20 protein-coding genes are annotated in these 22,694 nt (G+C 67.2%); 6 read left to right on the top strand and 14 right to left on the bottom strand.

All coding sequences use genetic code 11. The features are described 5' to 3' along the window. Positions 1-145 precede the first annotated feature (145 nt). Both AruCF_RS18905 and AruCF_RS18900 read right to left on the bottom strand, forming a co-directional pair. Positions 146-1,657, bottom strand: a complete 1,512-nt coding sequence (locus tag AruCF_RS18905) for a sigma-54-dependent transcriptional regulator (RefSeq protein WP_235432683.1) — start codon at positions 1,655-1,657, stop codon at positions 146-148. Further along, on the bottom strand, positions 1,641-3,497 hold the full coding sequence (locus tag AruCF_RS18900) for a sensor histidine kinase (protein ID WP_080977463.1): 1,857 nt from the start codon (positions 3,495-3,497) through the stop codon (positions 1,641-1,643). Before AruCF_RS18900 ends, AruCF_RS18905 begins: the two co-directional genes overlap by 17 nt. 392 nt (positions 3,498-3,889) lie before the next feature. Between AruCF_RS18900 and AruCF_RS18895 the strand changes: the two genes are divergently transcribed. Further along, positions 3,890-5,224, top strand: a complete 1,335-nt coding sequence (locus tag AruCF_RS18895) for a dicarboxylate/amino acid:cation symporter (protein WP_049075294.1) — start codon at positions 3,890-3,892, stop codon at positions 5,222-5,224. 73 nt (positions 5,225-5,297) lie between these two features. Here AruCF_RS18895 and AruCF_RS18890 read toward each other — a convergent pair whose 3' ends face one another. The 7 genes from AruCF_RS18890 to AruCF_RS18860 form a co-directional block, all read right to left on the bottom strand. Next, positions 5,298-5,912, bottom strand: coding sequence for a Maf family protein (locus AruCF_RS18890; protein WP_049075292.1), 615 nt, complete (start codon positions 5,910-5,912; stop codon positions 5,298-5,300). A 40-nt stretch (positions 5,913-5,952) separates the two neighbouring features. Beyond that, positions 5,953-6,423, bottom strand: a complete 471-nt coding sequence (gene rlmH, locus AruCF_RS18885) for a 23S rRNA (pseudouridine(1915)-N(3))-methyltransferase RlmH (RefSeq protein WP_049075290.1) — start codon at positions 6,421-6,423, stop codon at positions 5,953-5,955. A 9-nt stretch (positions 6,424-6,432) separates the two neighbouring features. After that, positions 6,433-6,837, bottom strand: coding sequence for a ribosome silencing factor (gene rsfS / locus AruCF_RS18880; RefSeq protein ID WP_049075289.1), 405 nt, complete (start codon positions 6,835-6,837; stop codon positions 6,433-6,435). 73 nt (positions 6,838-6,910) lie between these two features. Continuing rightward, complete coding sequence (nadD, locus tag AruCF_RS18875) at positions 6,911-7,498, bottom strand: nicotinate (nicotinamide) nucleotide adenylyltransferase (protein WP_049075288.1); 588 nt, start codon at positions 7,496-7,498, stop codon at positions 6,911-6,913. Further along, positions 7,495-8,406 (bottom strand): oxygen-dependent coproporphyrinogen oxidase, encoded by a 912-nt coding sequence (hemF, locus tag AruCF_RS18870; RefSeq protein WP_049075287.1) that lies wholly within the window; start codon positions 8,404-8,406, stop codon positions 7,495-7,497. Before hemF ends, nadD begins: the two co-directional genes overlap by 4 nt. Before the next feature lie 12 nt (positions 8,407-8,418). After that, entirely contained in the window at positions 8,419-9,726 is a 1,308-nt protein-coding gene (gene purD, locus AruCF_RS18865; protein WP_049075285.1) for a phosphoribosylamine--glycine ligase, read from the bottom strand. A gap of 164 nt (positions 9,727-9,890) precedes the next feature. After that, positions 9,891-10,622, bottom strand: a complete 732-nt coding sequence (locus tag AruCF_RS18860; RefSeq protein ID WP_049075283.1) for a YebC/PmpR family DNA-binding transcriptional regulator — start codon at positions 10,620-10,622, stop codon at positions 9,891-9,893. A 159-nt stretch (positions 10,623-10,781) separates the two neighbouring features. Between AruCF_RS18860 and AruCF_RS18855 the strand changes: the two genes are divergently transcribed. The 3 genes from AruCF_RS18855 (at position 10,782) to AruCF_RS18845 (ending at position 14,503) form a co-directional block, all read left to right on the top strand. After that, a complete protein-coding gene (locus AruCF_RS18855; protein ID WP_049075282.1) occupies positions 10,782-12,305 on the top strand; it encodes a helicase HerA-like C-terminal domain-containing protein in 1,524 nt (507 codons plus the stop codon). A gap of 144 nt (positions 12,306-12,449) precedes the next feature. Continuing rightward, entirely contained in the window at positions 12,450-13,517 is a 1,068-nt protein-coding gene (locus AruCF_RS18850; RefSeq protein WP_049075281.1) for a tartrate dehydrogenase, read from the top strand. Positions 13,518-13,519: 2 nt separating this feature from the next. Continuing rightward, complete coding sequence (locus tag AruCF_RS18845; RefSeq protein ID WP_049075279.1) at positions 13,520-14,503, top strand: WaaZ-like lipopolysaccharide core biosynthesis protein; 984 nt, start codon at positions 13,520-13,522, stop codon at positions 14,501-14,503. A 47-nt stretch (positions 14,504-14,550) separates the two neighbouring features. Here AruCF_RS18845 and AruCF_RS18840 read toward each other — a convergent pair whose 3' ends face one another. The 5 genes from AruCF_RS18840 to AruCF_RS18820 all read right to left on the bottom strand — a co-directional run bounded on the left by AruCF_RS18840 (position 14,551) and on the right by AruCF_RS18820 (position 20,418). Beyond that, positions 14,551-16,170 (bottom strand): DHA2 family efflux MFS transporter permease subunit, encoded by a 1,620-nt coding sequence (locus AruCF_RS18840; protein ID WP_049075278.1) that lies wholly within the window; start codon positions 16,168-16,170, stop codon positions 14,551-14,553. 12 nt (positions 16,171-16,182) lie between these two features. After that, positions 16,183-17,442: an HlyD family secretion protein gene (locus tag AruCF_RS18835; protein ID WP_049075277.1), complete on the bottom strand. Its 1,260-nt coding sequence runs from the start codon at positions 17,440-17,442 to the stop codon at positions 16,183-16,185. A 20-nt stretch (positions 17,443-17,462) separates the two neighbouring features. Further along, positions 17,463-18,890, bottom strand: a complete 1,428-nt coding sequence (locus AruCF_RS18830) for an efflux transporter outer membrane subunit (protein ID WP_049075275.1) — start codon at positions 18,888-18,890, stop codon at positions 17,463-17,465. Positions 18,891-18,995: 105 nt separating this feature from the next. Further along, entirely contained in the window at positions 18,996-19,430 is a 435-nt protein-coding gene (locus AruCF_RS18825; protein ID WP_372364129.1) for a MarR family winged helix-turn-helix transcriptional regulator, read from the bottom strand. 97 nt (positions 19,431-19,527) lie between these two features. Continuing rightward, positions 19,528-20,418, bottom strand: coding sequence for a DMT family transporter (locus AruCF_RS18820; protein ID WP_083036825.1), 891 nt, complete (start codon positions 20,416-20,418; stop codon positions 19,528-19,530). Between the two features lie 107 nt (positions 20,419-20,525). Between AruCF_RS18820 and AruCF_RS18815 the strand changes: the two genes are divergently transcribed. Next, complete coding sequence (locus AruCF_RS18815; protein ID WP_049075271.1) at positions 20,526-21,506, top strand: DMT family transporter; 981 nt, start codon at positions 20,526-20,528, stop codon at positions 21,504-21,506. A gap of 50 nt (positions 21,507-21,556) precedes the next feature. Then, complete coding sequence (locus tag AruCF_RS18810) at positions 21,557-22,546, top strand: quinone oxidoreductase family protein (RefSeq protein WP_049075269.1); 990 nt, start codon at positions 21,557-21,559, stop codon at positions 22,544-22,546. Positions 22,547-22,694 lie beyond the last annotated feature (148 nt).

Raw genomic sequence — 22,694 nt, 5'->3', positions numbered from 1 at the left:
GCGATCGGCGCGCTGTCCCTGGCGGCAGGCGCGTCTTGGGCCCTCATCGCCCGCGCACGGCGCCGCGAACCCCAAAAAGAAACCCCCGTGCGGCTGGCGCCGCACGGGGGTTTTTGTTTGACGGCGTCGATCCCGCGCGGATCGGTCACCCCGGCGTGCCCGTGTATTCCTGGCGGTCGATGCCGTGGCGCTGCAGCTTGTCGTAGAAGGTCTTGCGGGGGATGCCCAGCGCTTCGATCGTGGCGCGTACGTCCCCGTGGTGGGCGGCGAGCGCTTCGCGGATCAGTTGGGCTTCAAAGCGTTCCATCTTCTCGGGCAGTGTGCCTGGCGCGATTTCCTGCGTGGGCGGCACAGTGGCAGAGGTATTGAGCACGCCCAGCACGAAGCGTTCGGCGAAATGAGCCAGCTCACGGACGTTGCCGGGCCAATCGTGTGTCAACAGATGGCGCTTGAGGTCGGCAGGCATGTCGGGGATGTCGCGCTGGAAGCGGCGCGAGGCGTGGCCCAGGTAGTGCGCCAGCAGCAGCGGGATGTCTTCGCGGCGTTCGCGTAGCGGCGGAATGCGGATAGTGACGACGTTGAGACGGTAGAACAGGTCTTCGCGGAACTTGGCACGAATGGCGGGGTTGCCCAGATCTTCCTTGGTGGCGGCGACGACCCGCAAGTCCAGGCTGCGGACCTCGTTGCTGCCCAGCGGCGTGATCTGGCGGGATTCCAGCACCCGCAGCAGCTTGACCTGCACGGCCAGAGGCATGCTTTCGATCTCGTCCAGGAACAAGGTGCCGCCGCTGGCATGCTCGATGCGGCCGATACGGCGCTTCTGCGCGCCCGTGAAGGCGCCTGCCTCGTGGCCGAACAATTCGCTTTCGATCACGCTCTCGGGCAATGCGCCGCAGTTGATCGCGACCAGGGCGCGGTGGCGCCGCCGGCTCAGGCGATGCAGGGCAGTGGCGACCACCTCTTTGCCCGTGCCTGTTTCGCCTTCCACCAGGACATCGACATCGGCATCGGCGATATGGCGCAGCGTCTGCTTGATGCGTTGCATCGCCGGGGTGGTGCCGATGAAGGGCACTTCGTCGGCATCGACCGCGAAGGCGGCGTCGCGCAGGCGCCGATTCTCGAGCACCAGATGGCGCTTTTCGGCGGCATGGGTGACCGCGGTGACCAGGCGATCGGGCGGATAGGGCTTGGCCAGGAAATCGTAGGCGCCGTCGCGCATGCATTGCACCGCCGTGGCGATGTCGCCGTGGCCGGTGATGAGGATCACGGGGATTTCCGGATCGATCGCACGCAGGCGCTGGAACAGTTGCAGGCCGTCGATGTCGGGCATGCGGATGTCCGTGACCACCACCCCGTCGAAATCGCGGTTCAGGGTGGCCAGGGCGCTACGCGCGCTGGCATGGGCGTCGACGGTGAGGCCATGCAGCTTGAGCGTCTGGACGTTGGCGCGGCGCAGGTCTTCGTCATCGTCGATGAAGGCGACTCGCACCGTCGGCGGTGTGCCGGATTTGTCGCCGAGCAGGGGCAGGTCCGCTGGCGTCGCGATCGCCGTGGAGCCGGCGGTCGACGCGAAGGACGTGGATGGCGCGGCCGGACTGGACGGCGCGGCGGATCCGGGCTTGGCCGGTGAAGGGGGGGAATCAGGTACGCGGGTCATGGATCGTGGGCGGCGACTTGCGCAGCGTCAGCGTGAACATCGCGCCGCGGCCGGGGCCGTGGGGCGCGGGGAAAATGGCGTCGCCGGGGTGGGCGGCGCGCAGGTCGCCGCCGAATTCGGCGATGATGTCGCGCGAGATCACCAGGCCAAGGCCGAGGCCTTCCGCCTTGGTGGTATGAAAGGGCGTGAACAGGCGCGCGCTGGCCTGGGGCGACAGGCCGGGGCCATTGTCGTTGACGAACAATTGCACCGAGGCGCCCAAGTCCTGCACGGCGATGATGATGCGGCCATCGGCCTGGCCCTCGAGCGCGTCCAGTCCGTTCTGCAGCAGGTTCACCAGCACCTGCTCGAGCCGGATGCGATTGGCCTGTACCAGGTAGTCCTGTTCGACGGGAGGACGTTGCAGCGCCACGCCCTGGCGCCTGGCGCGTGGCCCCACCAACAGCAGCGCGCCATCCAGCGCTTCCTTCAGGCTGGTGGGGCCGACCGTGGCGCCCGCCTTGCGCGAAAAGGCGCGCAACTCGCCGGTGATATGGCCGATGCGCTCGGTCAAGGCGGCAATGGTGCCAAGATTCTCCGCGACCGAGCCGCTGTCCTGGCGGCGCAGGAATTCGGCGGCGTTGTCGGCATAGGCGCGTATCGCGGCCACGGGCTGGTTGATTTCGTGCGCGACGCCGGCGGCAACTTGCCCCAGCAGGGCGAGTTTGCTGGCTTGCACCAATTCATCCTGCATGGTGTGCAAGCGTGCCTCGGTGCGCTGGCGTTCGTCCATCTGTGCGAGCAGCTGCTGGTTTACCTCGCGCAGCTGCGCGGTGCGTTCCTCGACCTGGTCAGCCAGTTGCTGGCGTACGGCCAATTGCTGCGCGGTCCGTTCGCGGCTGCGATGGCGGCGATAGAGCAGGATGCCGATGATGGCTGCAAGCACGCCTTGCGCCAGCAGTGCGCCCAGCTGGGCGTTGGCGGTGGCGCGGTTCAGGGCGGATTGCACGGGTGACAGCAGATGCAGCGTCCAGCCGGGGGATTCGACGATGGGCAGCGTGGTGTGCAGCAGCGGGGAGCCGGCGGGAACCTGCGGCAGGGCCTCCCCGGCTCGCACCATCTGGCCGCCCGTGACGGTTTTCAGGGGCGGTTGCAGCGGCAGGGGCTGGAACATGGCGTCGCCGAATTGCAGGCTGGTGCGCAGGGTCTGCGCCAGGTCGGGCGTCAGCGGCGCCAGCACGCGGAAGCGCCAGTCTGGCAAGCTGCCCAGCAGCACCACGCCATGTTCGTCGGTGACGAAGATGGGCGCGTTCGACTGGCGCCAGTCGGCCTCGAGGTCGCGGAAGTCCACCTTCAGCACCACCACGCCCAGCATGGCGCCGTTGGTGTCGTCGACGCGTCGGGACAGGTACAGGCCGGCTTCGTGGCTGATGGTGCCCAGCGCGAAATGCTCGGCCGAACCGTGCGTCACGGCGCCGCGGAAGTAGGGCCGGAATTGGTAGTCGACGCCGACGAACGTCGCGGGCTCGCGCCAATTGCTGGCGGCGATGGCGTAGCCGCTTTGGTCCAGCACATAGATGGCCGAGGCGCCGACGCCGTGACTCAAGGCATCGAGCTTTTCGTCCAGCGATTCGATCAGGGCCGGGGTGGGGGTCTGCAGGGTGGCGCGCAAGTCTACGTCGCGGGTCAGGACGAAGGGCAGCGCGCGGAATTTGTCCAGGTTGTTGCGCAGCAGGGCGGCGTTGATCTGGCCGGCGCTGCGGGCCTGGAGATAGGCCTCTTTGAGCGCGCCTTCACGCGCCCATTCGCTGGCGGCGTGCAGCACGCCGAAGACGATCGCCACCGCCGCCAGGACCAGCAATGCCCAGGGCCAGGCCGGGCGGCGCCGGAGCGCGGCGACGCCAGGGTAAGGCTCCTCCGTGGAGGTCGCCTTTGGGGAGGGAGGACAGGTAGGCATGGGTTGTGCGGTTTTTCGCACATTTTATCCGTTTTCTGTGTGATATTTCGCCAATGTTTTCGGCGCGGCGCCATCGCTGCGGATGGAAATCACCATTGAATCAAGGGCTTGAACCCCAACGCCAGGGCCGGCATGGGTTGGCACGACATTTGCATCTACCGGGATAAGCCTGGCGGCATCGCGCACCGGGTGAAATCGGCCCGCGGAGATACGCAAGGCCCTAAAAGAGATAACGCCCCGACAACCACTGTGCATCGTCGCAGGGAACATGGGGCCCCTGGTGGGGACAAATCCCAATGATCGAAGTAGATCAAAGCGCGCCTGCGCGCAAGCTCAAGTTCTATCAAATTCTGTATGTGCAGGTGCTGTTCGCCATCGTGGTCGGCATCCTGTTGGGCTATTTCAAGCCCGACCTCGGCCAGGCGATGCAGCCGCTGGGCGATGGCTTCATCAAGCTGGTGAAGATGATCATCGCCCCGGTGATCTTCCTGACGGTAGCCACCGGCATCGCGGCCATGAGCGACCTGAAGAAGGTCGGGCGCGTGGCGGGCAAGGCCATGTTGTACTTCCTGGTGTTCTCGACGCTGGCCCTGATCGTGGGCATGGTGGTGAGCCATATCGTGCAGCCGGGCGCCGGCATGCACATCAATCCGGCCACGCTAGACCAGAAGGCGGTGTCGGGCTATGTCGCCAAGGCGCATGACTCGACCATCACGGGCTTCCTGCTGAACGTCATCCCCACCACCATCTTCAGTCCGTTCGTCGGCGGCGACATCCTGCAGGTGCTGTTCGTGGCGGTGCTGTTCGGCATCGCGCTGGCGCAGGTCGGCGAGCGCGGCAAGCCGGTGCTGGACTTCCTGACGGCGCTGGCCCAGCCGATTTTCAAGCTGGTCGCCATTCTGATGAAGGCCGCGCCCATCGGTGCCTTCGGCGCGATGGCCTTCACCATCGGCAAGTACGGCATCAAGTCGATCATCAACCTGGCGATGCTGGTGGGCACCTTCTACGCCACCTCGGTGCTGTTCGTGGTCGTGGTGCTGGGCCTGGTGGCGCGCTACAACGGCTTCTCGATCCTGAAGCTGGTGCGCTACATCCGCGAAGAGCTGCTGCTGGTGCTGGGCACGAGCTCGTCGGAGGCCGCGCTGCCGACGTTGATGCAGAAGATGGAACGCGCCGGCTGCTCGAAGTCGGTGGTCGGCCTGGTGGTGCCCACCGGTTATTCGTTCAACCTGGATGGCACCAACATCTACATGACGATGGCGGCGCTGTTCATTGCCCAGGCCTGCGACATTCCGCTGTCGCTGGGCGACCAGATCCTGTTGCTGCTGGTGGCGATGCTGAGCTCCAAGGGCGCCGCGGGCGTGACGGGCGCCGGATTCATCACCCTGGCCGCTACGCTGTCGGTGGTGCCGACGGTGCCGGTGGCCGGCATGGCGCTGATCCTGGGCGTGGACCGTTTCATGTCCGAATGCCGCGCGCTGACCAACCTGGTTGGCAACGCCACCGCCGCGGTCGTGGTGGCGCGTTGGGAAGGCGAGCTGGACAAGGACCAGCTGCATGCCGCGCTGGAAGGCGAGGCGCCGGCCGCGCAGCCGCAGGCAATGGCGCGGGTATCGACGTCGCAAAGCTGATCGCCGCCTGACCACGTCAAAAAGCCCCCGGGACCGCAAGGCACGGGGGCTTTTTTCATGGGATTGCGCGGAATCAGGGAATCGCGATGCCAGCGGTCCGCAACAGGTTGGCGGTCTCGAATAGCGGCAGGCCCATGACGCCGGTGTAGCTGCCGTCGATGCGCGCGATGAAAGTGCCCGCCAGGCCCTGGATGCCATAGGCGCCGGCTTTGCCGTAAGGCTCGCCGCTGTCGCAGTAGCGCGCGATTTCGTCGGGTTGCAAGGGGCGCATCTGCACCTGGGTGATCGAAACCGCTTCCAGCAGGCGATCGCCCGTCCATAGCGCGACGGCGGTGTGGACCTGGTGCGTCTGGCCCGACAACGCCTGCAGGATGCGGATGGCGTCGTCGCGGTCGGCGGGCTTGCCCAGCACCTGGCCGTCGAGGATGACGGTGGTGTCGGCGGCCAGCAGCGGCAAGACCGGCAGGGCTTGCGCGCGCAGCCAATCGCGGCCGCGTTCGGCCTTGTCGCGCGCGGTGCGCTGGACGTAGTCGGCGGCGCTTTCGCCGGGGTGCTGGGGTTCGTCTTCACCGGGCGGCGCCGGCACGCGCAGCACGTCGTGCGCGAGGCCGATCTGCGTCAGCAGTTCGCGCCGGCGCGGGCTGGCGGAGGCGAGGTACAGGCGTGCGGGAGAGGGAGCGTCAGTCATGGGAAGCGGCGCGCGCCAGGCCGGCGTCCGGCGTCCTGCCTCAGGCGCGATGGTAGGGATGGTTGGTCATGATGGCCCAGGCGCGGTAGAGCTGTTCGGCCAGCACCACGCGCACCATGGGGTGCGGCAGCGTCAGTGACGACAGGCGCAACTGGCCGCTGCACGAAGCCTTGAGCTCGGCATCCAGGCCGTCGGGGCCGCCGACCAGGAAGGCGACGTCCTGGCCGCCGGCGCGCCATTGCTCCAGCTTTTGCGACAACGCCATGGTGGTGAGGTCGCGGCCGCGTTCGTCCAGCGCCAGGCGTAGCGCACCGGCCGGCAGCGCGGCCTCGATGCGCTTGGCCTCGGCGGCCATCATCTGGGCCGGGGTCTTGCCGGTGGTGCGGGGTTCGGGCTTGATCTCGCGCAGTTCGAGCGCGCAGTCGGGCGGCAGGCGCTTGGCGTAGTCGTCCCAGGCGGTCTGCACCCAGTCTGGCATGCGCGTGCCCACGGCGGCGACGATCAGCTTCACGACGCGCTCTTAATCGTCGGTGCTGTCGTAGGCGCTGTCGCTGGCGATTGGCGCGACCCGGGTGGATTCCGGCAGCAGCTTGACGCGCACCGGCTTGCCGCCCCAGATCTCTTCCAGGTTGTAGTACTGGCGGATGGCGGGCTGCATGATGTGGACCACGACGTCGCCCAGGTCGACGACGACCCATTCGCCGGTGTCCTCGCCTTCGATCGTGATGCCGGAGAGGTCGAGCGCGCGGCCGCGGTCTGCCACGCTGGAGGCCAGCGCCCGCGTCTGGCGATTGGAGGTGGCGCTTGCAATCACGACGCGATCGAACAGGCTGGTCAGATGCGTGGTGTTGAAGACCTTGATGTCTTGCGCCTTGACGTCTTCGAGGGCGTCGATGACGGCGCGTTGGAGTTTCTGTATATCCATAGCTGCAAATATAACCCGCTGACGGACGGCGAGTGCCGGTTTCCGTGGCGCTGCGCGCCAGGGCGGGATGGGTTTATCGGTAAAGATGGTGCGCCGCAATATAGGCGGCGACGGGCGCGGCCAGCAGGCCGTCGGTCGATTCGCCCCGGGCCAGGCGCTCGCGGATCTGCGAGGCCGAGACCGGCATCGGGGCGAAAGGCAATTCTTCGAGCTGGCGTCCCTGGCCACGCAGCCAGTCGGCCAGTTCCGCCGGCGGCGCCAGCGGCGTGCCGGGGCGTGTGGCCACCGCCAGGTCGACCAGGCTGGCGATTTCGCGCCAGGACTGCCAGGTGCAGAAATTGGCCAACTGGTCGGCGCCCAGCAGCCAGACATAGCGGGCATCCGCGGGCAGGGCGCGCAGGGTGTCGATAGTGTAGGTGGCGCCGCCGCGTTCGAGTTCGATCGGGTTGACCGCCAAGCCATCGTGGCCGGCGATGGCCAGTTCCAGCATGGCGCGGCGCTGGTCCGCGGTGGCGTGCAAGGCGGCGCGCTGCCAGGGGTTGGCCGCCGGGATCAGTTGCACTTGCGCCAGGCCGAGCGCCCGCAGCGCGTTTTCGGCCAGCGCGACATGCGCGACGTGGACGGGGTCGAAACTGCCGCCCAGAAGACCGATGCGCTTCACACCCAGTCCCGCGGCGTCAGGTAGGCAGCCAGCTCGGCCTCGGGCGTGCCCGCCTCCGGCTGCCAGTCGTAGCGCCATTGCGCCAGCGGCGGCATGGACAGCAGGATCGACTCGGTGCGGCCGCCGGACTGCAGGCCGAACAGCGTGCCGCGGTCGAACACCAGGTTGAATTCGACGTAGCGGCCGCGGCGGTAGGCCTGGAAGTCGCGTTCGCGTTCGCCGTAGGGCGTGTGGCGGCGACGTTCGACGATCGGCAGGTAGCTGTCGAGGAAGGCGTCGCCGACCGAGCGCGTCAGGGCGAACGAGGCGTCGAAGCCGGGAGCGTTCAGGTCATCGAAGAAAATGCCGCCGATGCCCCGGGTTTCGTTGCGGTGCTTGAGGAAGAAATACTCGTCGCACCAGCGCTTGTAGCGCGGGTAGTAGTCGGCGCCATGCCCGGCCAGGGCGTCGCGGCACACGGTGTGGAAGTGGCGCGCGTCTTCCTCGAAAGGGTAGTAAGGCGTCAGGTCGATGCCGCCGCCGAACCAGAACACGTCGGCCTCGTCATGGCCGGGACGGGCGGCCGCGACGAACATGCGCACGTTCATGTGCGTGGTGGGTACGTACGGGTTGCGCGGGTGCAGCACCATCGACACGCCCATGGCTTCCCAGGAGCGGCCGGCCAGCTCGGGCCGGTGCGCGCTGGCCGACGGCGGCAGCTTCGAACCCTGGACGTGGCTGAACAGCACGCCGGCGCGCTCGAACAACTGGCCGCCTTCGAGCAGGCGCGACAGGCCGCCGCCGCCTTCGGGCCGGACCCATTCGTCGCTGCGGAAGGGACCGCCTTCGGCGGCCTCCAGCGCGGCGACGATGCGGGACTGCAGGCCGGTGAGGTAGCCGCGGACGTCGGCGACGGGCAAGGCGTTCATCGGCGCTTCCGGTTACGCGTTGGACTTGGGCTTCTGCTGCGACGGCTTGAGCGCGCGCCAGCCGATGTCGCTGCGGTACTGGCGGCCGTCGAAGTGGATGCCGTCGATGGCTTCGTACACGCGGTCGCGCGCCATCTTGACCGAGTCGCCCAGCGCCGTGACGCACAGCACGCGGCCGCCGGTGGTCTGGGTTTCGTCGCCTTCCAGGCGGGTGGCCGCGTGGAACACCATGCAGTCGTCGGCGTCGGCGGGCAGGCCGCGGATGACGTCGCCGGTGCGCGGGGTGTTGGGATAGTTGTGCGAGGCCAGCACCACGCCCAGGGCGGTGCGGCGGTCCCAGGTGATGTCGGCCTGGTCCAGCGTACCCTCGACGGCGTGCTCGAGCGCGTCCAGCAGGTCGCTCTTGACGCGCATCATGATCGGCTGGGTTTCCGGGTCGCCCATGCGGCAGTTGAATTCCAGCGTCTTGATGTCGCGGTCGGGATCATCGCCGGGGGCGATCATCAGGCCGGCGTACAGGAAGCCGGTGTAGGGGATGCCGTCGCGCGTCATGCCCTGCACGGTCGGCAGGATGATTTCGCGCATGATGCGGTGGTGCAACTCGGGCGTGACGATCGGGGCGGGCGAGTAGGCGCCCATGCCGCCGGTGTTCGGGCCCTGGTCGCCGTCCTGCAGGCGCTTGTGGTCCTGGCTGGTGGCCAGCGCCAGCACGTTGCGGCCGTCGCACATGACGATGAAGCTGGCTTCCTCGCCGACCAGGCATTCCTCGATGACGACGCGCGCGCCGGCTTCGCCCATGGAGCCGTCGCCCAGCATGGCGTCGACGGCGGCGTGGGCCTCCTCGAGCGTGGCGGCGACCACCACGCCCTTGCCGGCGGCCAGGCCGTCGGCCTTGATCACGATGGGGGCGCCTTCCTGGTCGATGTAGGCATGCGCCTGGGCCGGGTCGGTGAAGGTGGCATAGCGCGCGGTCGGGATATTGTGCCTGACCATGAAGGCCTTGGCGTAGTCCTTGGAGCTTTCCAGCTGCGCGGCGGCCTTGGTCGGGCCGAAGATCTTCAGGCCGCGGGCGCGGAAGACGTCGACCACGCCGGCGGCCAGCGGCGCCTCGGGGCCGACGACCGTCAGGGCGATGCCTTCGCGCTGGACGAAATCGGCCAATTCCTCGGCATTGGTGAGCGGGATGTTTTCCATCTGCTCGGCCCGTTGCGTGCCGCCGTTGCCCGGCGCCACATACACCTTGTGTACGCGCGGGGAGCGGGCCAGTCGCCAGGCGAGGGCATGTTCGCGGCCGCCCGAGCCAATTACCAGGAGTTTCATTGTTGCGTGATTCTTAAGGTTGCCAGTCGAGTGTCGTCAGACACCTGCCCGAGAGATAGGCCACGGATCCGGGCGGGCCCGGATCCGGTGACAGCGTGGCGCGAGGAGGCGAGGCCTGCCGCGCGCCGGGTAATGGAAAAACCGCGCGGAAAACCGCGTGGAAATTACTGCGCTTCGTCGAAAACGACCGTGGTATAGACTTCCTGCACGTCGTCCAGGCCTTCCAGGGCGTCGAGCAGCTTCTGCATCTTGATGGCGTCTTCGCCGGCCAGTTCGGTTTCGTTCAGGGCCTTCATGACGATGCCGTCGACCTCGGCCTTCAGGCCGGCGTCGTCGAACGCCTTGCGCACGGCGGCGTAGTCGGCCGGGGCGCAGATGACTTCGATCACGCCTTCCTCGTCGGTGGCGACGTCTTCGGCGCCCGCCTCGAGGGCGGCTTCCATGACCTTGTCTTCCGGCGTGCCGGGGGCGAACACGAATTGGCCGCAGTGCTTGAACATGAAGGCGACCGAGCCTTCCTGGCCCAGGTTGCCGCCGTTCTTGGCGAAGGCGTGGCGCACTTCGGCCACGGTGCGGGTGCGGTTGTCGGTCATGCAGTCGACGATGACCGCCGCGCCGCCGATGCCGTAGCCTTCGTAGCGCACTTCCTCGTACGCTTCGCCGTCCGCGCCGCCCGCGCCGCGCTGGATGGCGCGCTGGATGTTGTCCTTGGGCATGTTGGCGTCGGTGGCCTTGTCCCAGGCCATGCGCAAGCGCGGGTTGCTGTCCGGGTCGGGGCCGCCGGCGCGCGCCGCCACGGTGATTTCACGAATGATCTTGGTCCAGAGCTTTCCGCGTTTGGCGTCTTGGCGGCCTTTGCGGTGCTGAATATTGGCCCATTTGCTGTGTCCGGCCATGGCTTCCCAGGATAAATTGTCTGCAAAAACGGCATTTTACCGTGCCGGCGGCCGACGCGCCCGGGAGTGCGCCGCCTGTGTCCATATTGCCACGCGCACAACCGCCATCGCAGGCTCTACACTTGGGCATCTGAGTCATTCCGGTCCGGAGAGCAGTCCATGCCCAATCCCATCGTCATCGCCAAGAACGCGCAGACCGAATTGGCCCTCTTGCCCGCCCTGGCCAACCGCCACGGCTGCATCACTGGCGCCACCGGCACCGGCAAGACCGTCACCCTGCAGGTGCTGGCCGAATCCTTCTCCCGCATCGGCACGCCGGTCTTCATGGCCGACGTCAAGGGCGACCTGACCGGCATTTCGCAGGCCGGGACGGCCAGTCCCAAGCTGCAGGAGCGGCTCAAGAACCTGGGCCTGGATGAGCCGGCCTGGGGCGCCAGCCCGGTCGCGCTGTGGGACGTGTTCGGCGAGCAGGGCACGCCGGTGCGAGCCACCATCACTGACATGGGGCCGCTGCTGCTGGCGCGCATCCTGGAGCTGAACGATACCCAGGAAGGGGTGCTGACCCTGGTTTTCAAGGTGGCCGACGACGAGGGCCAGTTGCTGCTGGATCTGAAAGACCTGCGCGCGATGCTGCAGAACGTCGCCGACCGCGCCGCCGAGCTCAAGACCCGCTATGGCAACGTGTCCGCCGCCAGCGTCGGCGCGATCCAGCGCGGCCTGTTGGCGCTGGAGTCGCAGGGCGCGGAGAAATTCTTCGGTGAGCCGATGCTGGACGTGGCCGACCTGATGCGCACCGACGCCCAGGGCCGTGGCATCGTCAACGTGCTGGCCGCCGACAAGCTGATGCAGGCCCCCCGGCTGTACGCGATCTTCCTGCTGTGGCTGCTGGCCGACCTGTACGAGAAGCTGCCCGAGGTGGGGGATCCGGACCAGCCCAAGCTGGTGTTCTTCTTCGACGAGGCGCATCTGCTGTTCAACGACGCGCCGCCGGCGCTGCTGAACAAGATCGAGCAGGTGGTGCGCCTGGTGCGTTCCAAGGGCGTGGGCGTGTATTTCGTCACGCAGAATCCGCTGGATATTCCGGACACGGTGCTGGGGCAACTGGGCAACCGGGTGCAGCACGCGCTGCGGGCCTTCACGCCGCGCGACCAGAAGGCCGTCAAGACCGCGGCCCAGACCATGCGGCCCAATCCGGGGCTGGACATCGAAGCCGCCATCACCGAACTGGGCGTGGGCGAGGCGCTGGTGTCGCTGCTGGACGCCAAGGGGCGACCGATGCCGACCGAACGCGCCTGGATCGTGCCGCCAGCGAGCCGTATCGGCCCGGCCACCGACGCGGAGCGCCAGTCCTTGCGCCAGGGCAGCCCCATGTCGGCCAAATATGACAAGGCCATCGACCGCGAATCCGCCTACGAGGTGCTGGCCGGACGCGCCGCGGCGCCGGCCGATCAGGCCCCCGGAAGGGCCGCGCCGACGCCGACGGCGGGGGGCGCGCCGGCCGGGGCGCAGGGCGGGGGGCTCATGGACAGCCTGAATGACGTGCTGTTCGGCTCGACCGGGCCACGCGGCGGCAAGCGCGACGGCGTGGTGCAGACCTTCGCCAAAAGCACGGCCCGGTCGATCGCGACGCAACTGGCGCGCGGTATTCTCGGATCGCTGCTGGGATCCAAATCCCGCCGTTGAACGCTGTATTCCATTTTTAGGACAAATGCGGCCTCCCGCGTCTTGTAACGCGGGGTATTGTCTTGTTTGTAACCGGGGGTGTTGCGCCAGTACTATTTATGCCTATGATTCTGGGCTGTATAACCCGGAAACCCAAAGGAAAAAGTGGTGGCGAAACACAAGATTGCAGTGCTTCCCGGCGATGGCATCGGCAAGGAGGTCGTGCCCGAAGGTCTGAAGGTGCTTGATGCCGTGGCGAAGCGCTTCGGCATCGACTTCCAGTGGGATCATTTCGACTGGAGCTGCGACTATTACGCCAAGCACGGCAAAATGATGCCGGACGACTGGCAGCAGCAGATCGGCCAGCACGAAGCGATTTTCTTCGGCGCCATCGGGTGGCCCGCCACCGTGCCCGACCACGAAGCCCTGTGGGGCTCGCTTTTCAAGTTTCGCCGCGAATTCGATCAGTACATCAATCTGCGGCCGGTTCGCCTGATGCCTGGCGTGCCGTCCCCGCTGGCGGGCCGCAAGCCTGGCGAAATCGATTTTTTCATCGTGCGGGAAAATACCGAAGGCGAGTATTCCAATAGTGGCGGCATTCTGTTCGGGGGCACCGAGCGCGAAGTCGTCATCCAGGAAAGCGTCTTCACCCGCGTCGGCGCCGACCGTGTATTGAAATTCGCTTTCGAGCTGGCCCGCAAGCGTGGCAAGCACCTGACGGCGGCAACCAAGTCCAACGGTATTTCCATTTCGATGCCGTGGTGGGATCAACGGGTCGCCGCCATGGCCGGGAACTATCCGGATGTGCGCTGGGACAAATATCACATCGATATTCTCTGCGCGCATTTCGTGCAGCATCCTGACTGGTTCGATGTGGTCGTGGCCTCCAACCTCTTCGGTGACATCCTGTCCGACCTCGGCCCCGCCTGCACGGGGACGATCGGCATCGCGCCGTCGGCCAACCTGAATCCCGAGCGCAAGTTCCCATCCCTGTTCGAGCCCGTGCATGGTTCCGCGCCCGACATCTACGGCAAAGGCATCGCCAATCCGATCGGCCAGATCTGGAGCGGGGCGCTGATGCTCGATTTCCTGGGCTATCCCGAGGCTTCGGCGGCCGTGGTCCGTGCCATCGAAACGGTGCTGGCCGAGGGGCCGCGCACGCGCGACATGCAGGGCAACGCTTCGACCGTCGAAGTAGGCGATGCCATCGCGTCGCTGATCGCGGCGGCCTAGCAATGCAGACGCAGGGGGCCGAAAACATGGTCGACTCCATCGCCTCTTCCCCGCCGACGCCGGTGGGAGGAAGCCGTGCCGACCGGTTTGCCCGCAAGCTTTTCCGCATGCTGCGGTCGCGCACGCAGCGGCATAATCAGCATCTTTGGCCGTTCGTGCGGATCTGGCGCAACCCCGCCGGCGTGATCTGCGGTTTCCGCGCCTTTGGCCGCACCGTGCCCATCACGCCGTTGGAACAGGGATACGATCCCGATGACCGCGAGGTGCACCTGATCCTGAGCGGGCCGTCGATCGCCGAGATTCCGTACGACCGCCTGGACATGGGCGCGGCGATGGGCGTGAACGGCTCGATCGCCCTGTTGCACAAGTTCAAGGTGCCGTTCAAGTACTACTGCATCATCGACCAGAACTTCGTGCGCGATCGCATCGACCTGGTGCGGGAGATCGTCGCTTGCGATCTGACGCTGTACGTGTTGCCCGAGGTGCTGCGCTACATCATGCAGGGGATCCCGCAGGAACTGATCCGCTGCCGTATCTGCATCGTCGAACTGATTTCCGAGCGGGCCTACCAGCGCAGCGCCGCGCCCGCCGTGCTCAAGCGCATGGCGGCCGCGTCGCCCGACCTGCAACTGCTGGACGCCAAGCAGGGCCTGGGCTACAGCTTCGATGCGTCGCTCGGGGTGTTCGATGCCGATACGGTGGCCTATGTCGCGCTGCAGGTGCTGATCTCCGGCGGCGCGCGCAAGGTCTACCTGCACGGGCTCGACCTGACGTTGCAGCACGGCATGCGGTTCTACGACGAGGGCCAGACGCCGCAGACCAGCCGGCTGGCGCGTAATTTCGCCCGCCTGATCGAACCCTCGTTCCGCTTCGCCGCGCCGCAGTGGCGCAGCCGCGGCGTGTCGGTGATCAACCTGTCGCCGGTGAGCGCCTTGCCGCCCGAGGTCATCGAGCGGCAGGACTGGCACACGTTGTTGAAGGAATGAAAAATGCCCGGCGGATCGCCGGGCATTTTTGTTTTAGGGGCGTCTCCTTAGTGGGCGCCGGCTGCCGCTTCCGCGGCGCCGCCACCGCCGCCCGCCTTGGCCGAGCGCGGCCGCGCGAACCAGACCAGCCCGGTCAGCAGCAGGAAGATGACCGCCGAGGCGTAGAACACATCCACCGCCGACATGGTGAATGCCTGGGCGTTGATCAGCCTGTCGACCGTGCTCAGCGCCTGCTGGTGCGACATGCCGACGCCGTTTTGCAGTGCGTTCAAGGTCTGCTCGAAGGCCTGCTGGCCCGGCTTGGCGACCTCGGTCAGCTGGGCATGGTGCAGGGTGGCGCGGTTTTCCCACAGCGTGGTCGCGATCGAGGTGCCGAAGGCACCGGCGGTCAACCGCAGGAAGTTCGACAGGCCCGAAGCGGCCGGTATGCGCCAGGGCTCGATGCTGGACAGGGTGATCGAGGTCAGCGGCACGAAGAACGCCGCCATGGCCGCACCCTGGATGATCGTCGGGATCATCAACGTGCGCACGTCGGTCTGGGTGTTGAAGCCCGAACGCATGAAGCACACCAGCGCGAAGATCAGGAATGCCACCGTTACGATCTGGCGCGGATCACGGGTGGCCAGCATCTTGCCCACCATCGGCGTGAGCAGGATGGCCAGCAGGCCCACCGGCGCGGTCACCAGGCCGGCATAGGTGGCCGTGTAGCCCATGTAGCTTTGCAGCCACAAGGGCAGCAGCACCACATTGCCGAAGAACACGCCGTAGGCCACCGCCAGCGTCAGCGCGCCGACCGTGAAGTTGCGGATCTTGAACAGGCGCAGGTCGACCACCGGATGCGCGTCGGTCAGTTCCCAGATCAGGAAGAAGACGAAGGCGACGAAGGCGATGGCCGCCAGGGCGATGATGGTGGGGCTGGCGAACCAGTCCAGTTCCTTGCCCTTGTCGAGCATGATCTGCAGCGAGCCGACCCACACCACCAGCAGCACCAGGCCGAGCTTGTCGATCGGCAGCTTGCGGGTCAGCGATTCGCGGTTGCCGTAGATGCGCCAGCTGATCCACGCCGCCAGCAGGCCCACCGGCACGTTGATGTAGAAGATCCAGGGCCAGGTGTAGTTGTCGGAGATCCAGCCGCCCAGCAGGGGGCCGGCCACGGGCGCCACCAGTGTCGTCATGGACCAGACCGCCAGCGCCATGCCCGCCTTGGACTTGGGGAAGCTGGCCAGCATCAGGGTCTGCGACAGCGGGATCATGGGCCCGGCCACCGCGCCTTGCAGCACGCGGAATGCGATCAGGGCTTCCAGCGACGGCGAGAAACCGCACAGCCACGAGGCCAGCACGAACAGCAGGGTGGAGATCAGGAAAAGCCGCACCTGGCCGAACCGCTGCGTCAGCCAGCCGGTCAACGGCACGGTGATGGCATTGGCCACGGCGAACGAGGTGATGACCCAGGTGCCCTGGCTGGAGCTGACACCCAGGTCGCCGGAAATCGTGGGAATGGACACGTTCGCGATCGAGGTGTCCAGCACGTTCATGAACACCGCCGTGGACAGCGCGATCGACCCGATGATGCGGGTAGCGCCCTCCAGCGGCGGATAGGTTCCCGGCGGAAGTACGGTGGGTTCGGCGGGGGCGCCGCCGGCCGCGGGCTGCGCGGTGGTGCTCATGGGAACGCTCCCTTACTTGGCGCCGCGCGCCAAGCCCTCTTTGGTCGCGGGCGTTGCGGCCGCCTGCGGGGTGAATTCGTCGGAGGCGAGGTTGGCCTGGATGATCTTCTCGATCGTGGCGTCGATCTCGTCATGGGCAGGTTCGAAGGCGCGCGTCGACCAGGCCGGTTCCTTGCGGGCGGCCGCGGTCAGCGCTTCGCCGTCCTGCTTGCCGACGTCGACTTCCACGTCCATCGACAGGCCCACGCGCAGCGGGTGCGTCTTCAGGTCCTCGGGATCGAGCTTGATGCGCACGGGCACGCGCTGCACCACCTTGATCCAGTTGCCGGTGGCGTTCTGGGCCGGCAGCAGGGCGAAGGCGGCGCCGGTGCCGGCATCCAGGCCCTCGACGGTGCCGTGGTAGGTGATCGAGCTGCCGTACAGGTCGGCGGTCATCTTGACCGGTTGGCCGACGCGCATCTTGCGCAGCTGGCCTTCCTTGAAGTTGGCTTCGACCCAGACCTGGTCCAGCGGCACCACGGTCATGAGCGCGGCGCCGGGCGCCACCCGCTGGCCAACCTGGACGCTGCGGCGGGCGATGACGCCGCCGACGGGCGCCGGCAGCACCGTGCGCGATTGCGCCAGCCAGGCGTTGCGCAGACCGGCCACGGCCTGGCGCACGTCGGGGTGGTCGGCCACCGTGGTGCCTTGGGTCAGGGCCTGGTTGGTCGCCAGCTTGGCGCGCGAGGCGGCCAGCGCCGCGCGCGCCTGCGCCAGGCCGGACTGCGCGGTCTTGAGCGCCGCTTCGGCGTGCAGGATTTCCTCGCCGCTGACGCCGCCCGACTTGGCCAGTTGCTGGCGCCGGCTGACGTCGCTCTGGGCGCGCGTCAGTTCGGCCTGGGCACGTTGGATGTCGGCCTGGCGCAGGTCGACGTCCGCGGCCAGCGCGTCGTTCTGGACATAGTAGGTGCGGACCTGGCGCACGGTCTGCGCCAGCTTGGCCTCGGCCTGCTGCAGGGCGACCTGCGTGTCGGCGGGATCGATGCGCACCAGCGGCTGGCCGGCGGTGACGGTCTCGGTGTCGTCGGCCTCGATGGCCACCACGGTGCCGGGCACCTGCGGGGTGATCTGCACCAGGTTGCCGTGCACGTAGGCGTCGTCGGTGCTTTCGAAGTGGGCGCCGAACAGGACCCACCAGATGCCGTAGGCGATCGCGATGAGGATGAAAACGCCGGTGGCGATCAGCAGCAGGCGTTTGCGGGCGGGATTGGTCGTGGGAGTGGCTGCGTTCATGACGTCTGAATCCGGAGCGTTCAATGAGTGGGGTTCGTGGCGGGCGCGGGCTGCTGCGCGGGGGCGGGGACGTAGCCGCCGCCCAGTGCGTTGGCCAGGTTGGCGTCGAGCTGGTAGGCGCGGATGCGCAGGTCGGTGTCGAGGCGGGCCTGGGTCAGCACGCCGGTCTGCGCCACCAGCACGGTCAGGTAGTTGCCCATGCCGGCCTTGTAGCGGTTGACGGCCAGCTCGTAGGCGGCCTCGATGGCTTCGCGCGCCTGGCGCTGCTGCGCCCGTTCCTGCTCAAGCAGGCGCAGCCCGTCGAGCGCGTCGGCGACCTGATGCACGGCGTCCAGCACGGTCTGGTTGTAGTCGGACACGGCCAGGTCGGCGTCGGCGCGGCGGCTGGCCAGGTTGGCGTTCAGCTCGCCGCCGTGGAAGATCGGCAGGGTGACGGCGGGGCCGATGCCGGCGGTGCGGGCGGCGGCGCTGAGCAGGTTGCCCGTGCCGATCGCCTGGAAGCCGGCGAAGGCGACGAGGTTGATATTGGGATAGAACTCGGCGCGGGCGCTGTCGATCTGGTGGCGGGCGGCCTCGGCGCGCCAGCGCGCCGCGACCACGTCAGGGCGGTGGCCCAGTAATTCCAGCGGCACGCTGGCCGGCACGCCGCCGCCGGGGGCGGTCAGCGTGGTCGCCACCAGCGACTGGCCGCGCTGCGGACCGGCGCCGGCCAGCGCCGCGACCTGGTTGCGAAGCTGCGCCAACGTGGTTTCGGTCTGGGTCAGTTCGACCTGGCCGGCGGCCAGTGAGGATTCGGCCTGCTTCACCTCCACCTGGGTGTCCAGGCCGGCCGAATAGCGGCCGCGGGTGAGAGACAGGACTTCCTCGCGCTGGGCCAGCACGCGCTTGAGGACCTCGCGCTGGGCGAACGCGTCCTGCAGGTTGAGGTAGGCGCGCACGGTGGCGCTGGCCAATACGTTGCGCGCGGCCTGGGCGTCGGCTTCGGCGGCGGCCTGTTGCGACACCGCTGCCTTCAGGTGCGAACGGTTCTTGCCCCAGAAGTCGAGTTCATAGCTGAAGTCCAGCGCCAGGCGGTTGTCGCTGACCACCGATCCGCCCAACGGGGCCGGGTAGATGTAGTCGCTGGACAGGTGTTCGCGGTTCAGCGTGTAGTTGGCGTCCACGCGCGGCATCAGCGGCGCGCGGGCCGTGCTGACGGCGGCATTGGCCTTGGCCAGGCGCGCCTGCGCGGCGGTCATGGACGGGCTGTTGGCCAGCGCTTCGTCCATCAGCGTGTCGAGCTGGCTGTCGCCGTAGCGTTGCCACCATTTCGTCTCGGGCCAGGTCACGGCCTGGCTCGTCAATCCCAGCTTGGCTTCATTCAGGGCGGCCACCGGCTCGGGGCCGGGTTCCATCAGGGCGCAACCGCTCAAGGCCAGCACTAATGCGGTAGAAAGAAGGCGTTTCATCCTGACAATCTGCTGAAAGTAATTGATTAATCTGTATTTGCCTAGGCAAATATTACGTCAAATAAAGCCCCTTTTGCAGGGGCGGGTCGGCTTGGGTGGACGTCGTCAGCGCTCGGGCGCGGAGGCGGAACCGTTGGCGATCATGCGGCGCAGAAAGTGCATCAACTGCGTCACTTCGTCGGTGGAGAAACCACGCAGGTGGTGGTTCAGCACGTGGGCGATATTGGGCGGAATTTCGCGCGCCTTGGCCTCGCCGAGCTCCGTCAGCTCGATCTTCACGACGCGCCGGTCCTGCTGGCTGCGCGCCCGCCGCAGCAGGCCCTTGGCCTCGAGCCGGTCGAGCGTGCGGGTCATGGCGCCGGTGTCGACGCCGTTGAGCCGGGCCAGTTCGGCGGGCGTGTCGGCCCGGCCCAGGGAGACCATGGCGATGGGGCGCCATTGCATGGCGGTGAGATCGAGCGGCGCCATTTCCTGGTCCAGCATCCGGTTCAGGGAATTGGCGACGAGCTTGATCAGGTAGCCGGCGTTCTCTTCCATCATGCAGCGGGTGTCCCCGCGATAATGAATCGGATTTTCGGAAGAATCAGGGCGTGACGAGGCATTCATGGCCGAGATTTTACTGCCTAGTCAGTAATTGTCAAGGCTGCTTTTGAGGGACGCTTTCCGAAGCCGATGACGGCGCCTTGCGCAACCCGGACCACACGATCGCGGCCACGATCAGCGCCGCGCCCGCCATCATCCGCACCGTGGACTGCTGGCTGAACAGGAGCCAGGCGAAGGCGATGGCGTAGACCGGCTCCAGCGCGATCACCAGGCCAGCACTGCGGGCGTTCAGGCGGGTCAGGCTGGAGACGAACAGGAAGTGCGACAGGCCGGTGCAGAACACGCCCAGCAGCGCCAGCCAGAACCAGTCCGTGGCGGGCAGGGCGGGCAGTTGGCCGACGGCGAACGGCAACATCACCAGCGCCACCACCAGGTTCTGCCAGCAGGCCACCTGCATCGGGTCCATGCCCGAGGCCGAGCGGCGGTTGCTCAGGGCCAGCAGGGCGAAGGTCAGGCCCGACAACAGGCCCCAGGCCAGGCCGATGGTGCCCTGGTCGGCCAGGTCGAACGACGGCGTGACCAGCACCAGCCCGGCCGTGACCAGGCCCAGCAGCAGCCATTCGGCCAGCCGTACCCGTTCGCGGAAGATCAGGCCTTCGAACAACGTGATGAACGCCGGGAAGCTGGCGAAGCCCAGGGTGGCGATGGCGATGCCTCCCACCTTGACCGAGATGAAGAAGGTGACCCAGTGGGCCGCCAGCAGCGCGCCCGCGATCACCAGCACGAACAGCTGGGCCGGCGTCAGGGCGCCGAGCAGGGGGCGGCGCCGCATGCGGGCGAACAGGCCCAGCGAGATGACGGCGAAGACCGCCCGGCCCAGCGTGATGACCGCCGCGCTGGCCTGGATCAGTTCACCGAAGACGCCGGTCAGGCCGAACAGGACGGCGGCGATATGGATATAGGCGAGGGCGCGGTGTCGGGTCATTCGCTGTGGGACGGCAAGGGTGGCGGTATGGCCGGGGGCGGGACAAGTGGCTAAAAAAGCGCGGCGCGCACGTGCAAATCGCGTTGCGCTGAATCTAAAATCATCGCATGAATCGTATTGCCAAGCTTTTGCCGGTCTCCCGTCCCTCCAGCCGCGCGGCCGGGTTCATCATGGCCGCGCTTGGCGCCATCCTGTTTTCGGCCAAGGCCATCGTCGTCAAGTTCACCTACCGCTACGGCATCGACGCGGTCACCCTCATCGCTTTCCGCATGTTGTTCGCCATGCCGTTTTTCGCGGCCGTGGCCTGGCACCAGTCGCGCCTCGCGGCGCGCGGCGAGATCGTCGTCATGACCTGGAAGGAACGGGTCCAGGTCTGCCTGCTGGGGCTGCTGGGCTACTACCTGTCCAGCTTCCTGGATTTCCTCGGGCTGCGCTATATCACCGCCAGCCTGGAACGACTGATCCTGTTCCTGTCGCCGTCGCTGGTGGTGCTGATTTCCGCGTTCTGGTTCAAGCGTCCGGTCGAGCGCCGCCAATGGCTGGCGATGACGTTGTCGTATGCCGGCGTCGTGCTGGTTTTTGCCCATGATTTGAGCTTCGGCGGCTCCGCCGAGGTGTTGTTAGGGTCTTTGTTCGTTTTCGGTTCGGCGCTCAGCTATTCTGTGTACCTGATTTGCTCCGGGGAACTGATCAAGCGCATCGGGCCGACCCGGCTGGTGGCGTACGCCATGCTGGTGTCGTGCGTGGCCTGCATCGTGCAGTTCTTCGTGATCCATCCCGCCTCCGTGCTGGTGCAGCCGCCAGGCGTGTACGGCTATTCGATCATCCACGCCACGCTGAACACCGTGGTGCCCGTCTTCATGCTGATGTGGGCGGTGGCGCTGATCGGCGCGCCGACCGCGTCGCTGCTGGGCATGCTGGGGCCGGTGTCGGTGTTGTTCCTGGCGTCGTGGTTCTTGCACGAGCCCGTCACGGTGTGGCAGATGGCCGGGACCGCGCTGGTCCTGGCCGGGGTGTTCGTATTGATGGGGGGCGGCGCCGCCAAGGCGCCGCCCGCCGCGCCGGGCGGCAGCGCGCCCGCGCGGTGACATCCGGTTTTCTCGCTTGAATCGCAACATTTCAATGAAAGGAGGCCAGCATGGCCAGCAATCTCGTCAAGGCAATCCGTATCGAGCAGCATGGCGGTCCCGAAGTCCTGAAACTGGTCGAGGTCGAAGTGCCGCCACCGGCCGCCAATGAGGTCACCATCGACCAGCACGCGGCCGGGCTGAACTTCATCGATATCTATTTCCGCACGGGCTTGTATCCCCATCCGCTGCCCCACGGCCTGGGCTTCGAGGGCGCGGGCGTGGTCAGCGCCGTGGGCGCCGACGTCAAGCACCTGAAGAAGGGCGACCGCGTGGCCTACGGCCAAAGCCCGATCGGCGCCTACGCCAAGGCCCGCAACGTGCCGGCCAACCAGGTCGTCAAGCTGCCCAAGGGCATCGGCTTCGACGAGGCGGCCGCCGTGATGCTCAAGGGCCTGACGGTGCAATACCTGTTCCGCCAGACCTACCGCCTGCAGGGCACCGAGACCATCTTGTTCCACGCGGCCGCGGGCGGCGTGGGCCTGATCGCCTGCCAATGGGCGCGCGCGCTGGGCGTGAAGCTGATCGGCACCGTCTCCAGCCCTGAAAAGGCCGAACTGGCCCGCGCCAACGGCGCCTGGGAAACCATCGACTATTCGCGCGAGAACGTCGCCGAGCGCGTGCTGGCGCTGACCGGCGGCAAGAAGGTGCCCGTGGTGTACGACGGCGTCGGCAAGGACACCTGGGAAACCTCGCTGGACTGCATCGAGCCGCGCGGCCTGATGGTCAGCTTCGGCAATGCCTCCGGTCCGGTGGCGGGCGTCAATCTGGGCATCCTGAACCAGAAGGGCAGCCTGTACGTGACGCGGCCGTCGCTGGGTGTGCACGTCAACACGCTGGAAAAGCTGCAGGCCGCCTCGGACGAGCTGTTCGATCTGGTCCTGAAGAAGAAGATCAAGGTCCGCATCGACCAGCGCTACAACCTGGAGCAGGCCGGCGAAGCCCAGACCGCGCTGGCCTCGCGCAAGACCACCGGCGCCACGGTGCTGATGCTGGATTGATCCGGCGCGTCCTGGACGCCACCGGCAAGGCGGGACGCGGCGAGCGTCCCGCTTTTTTTTGGCCCGTGCGCACCGGGACAAATCGCCATGCACGCGCGGACAAGCCAGCGCGCCGGGCCGTTGCTATGCTGGCCCGACCCTATCCGTT

Source organism: Achromobacter ruhlandii (assembly GCF_002082135.1).
GTDB lineage: Bacteria > Pseudomonadota > Gammaproteobacteria > Burkholderiales > Burkholderiaceae_B > Achromobacter > Achromobacter ruhlandii.
This window is presented reverse-complemented; position numbering and strand designations above follow the sequence as displayed.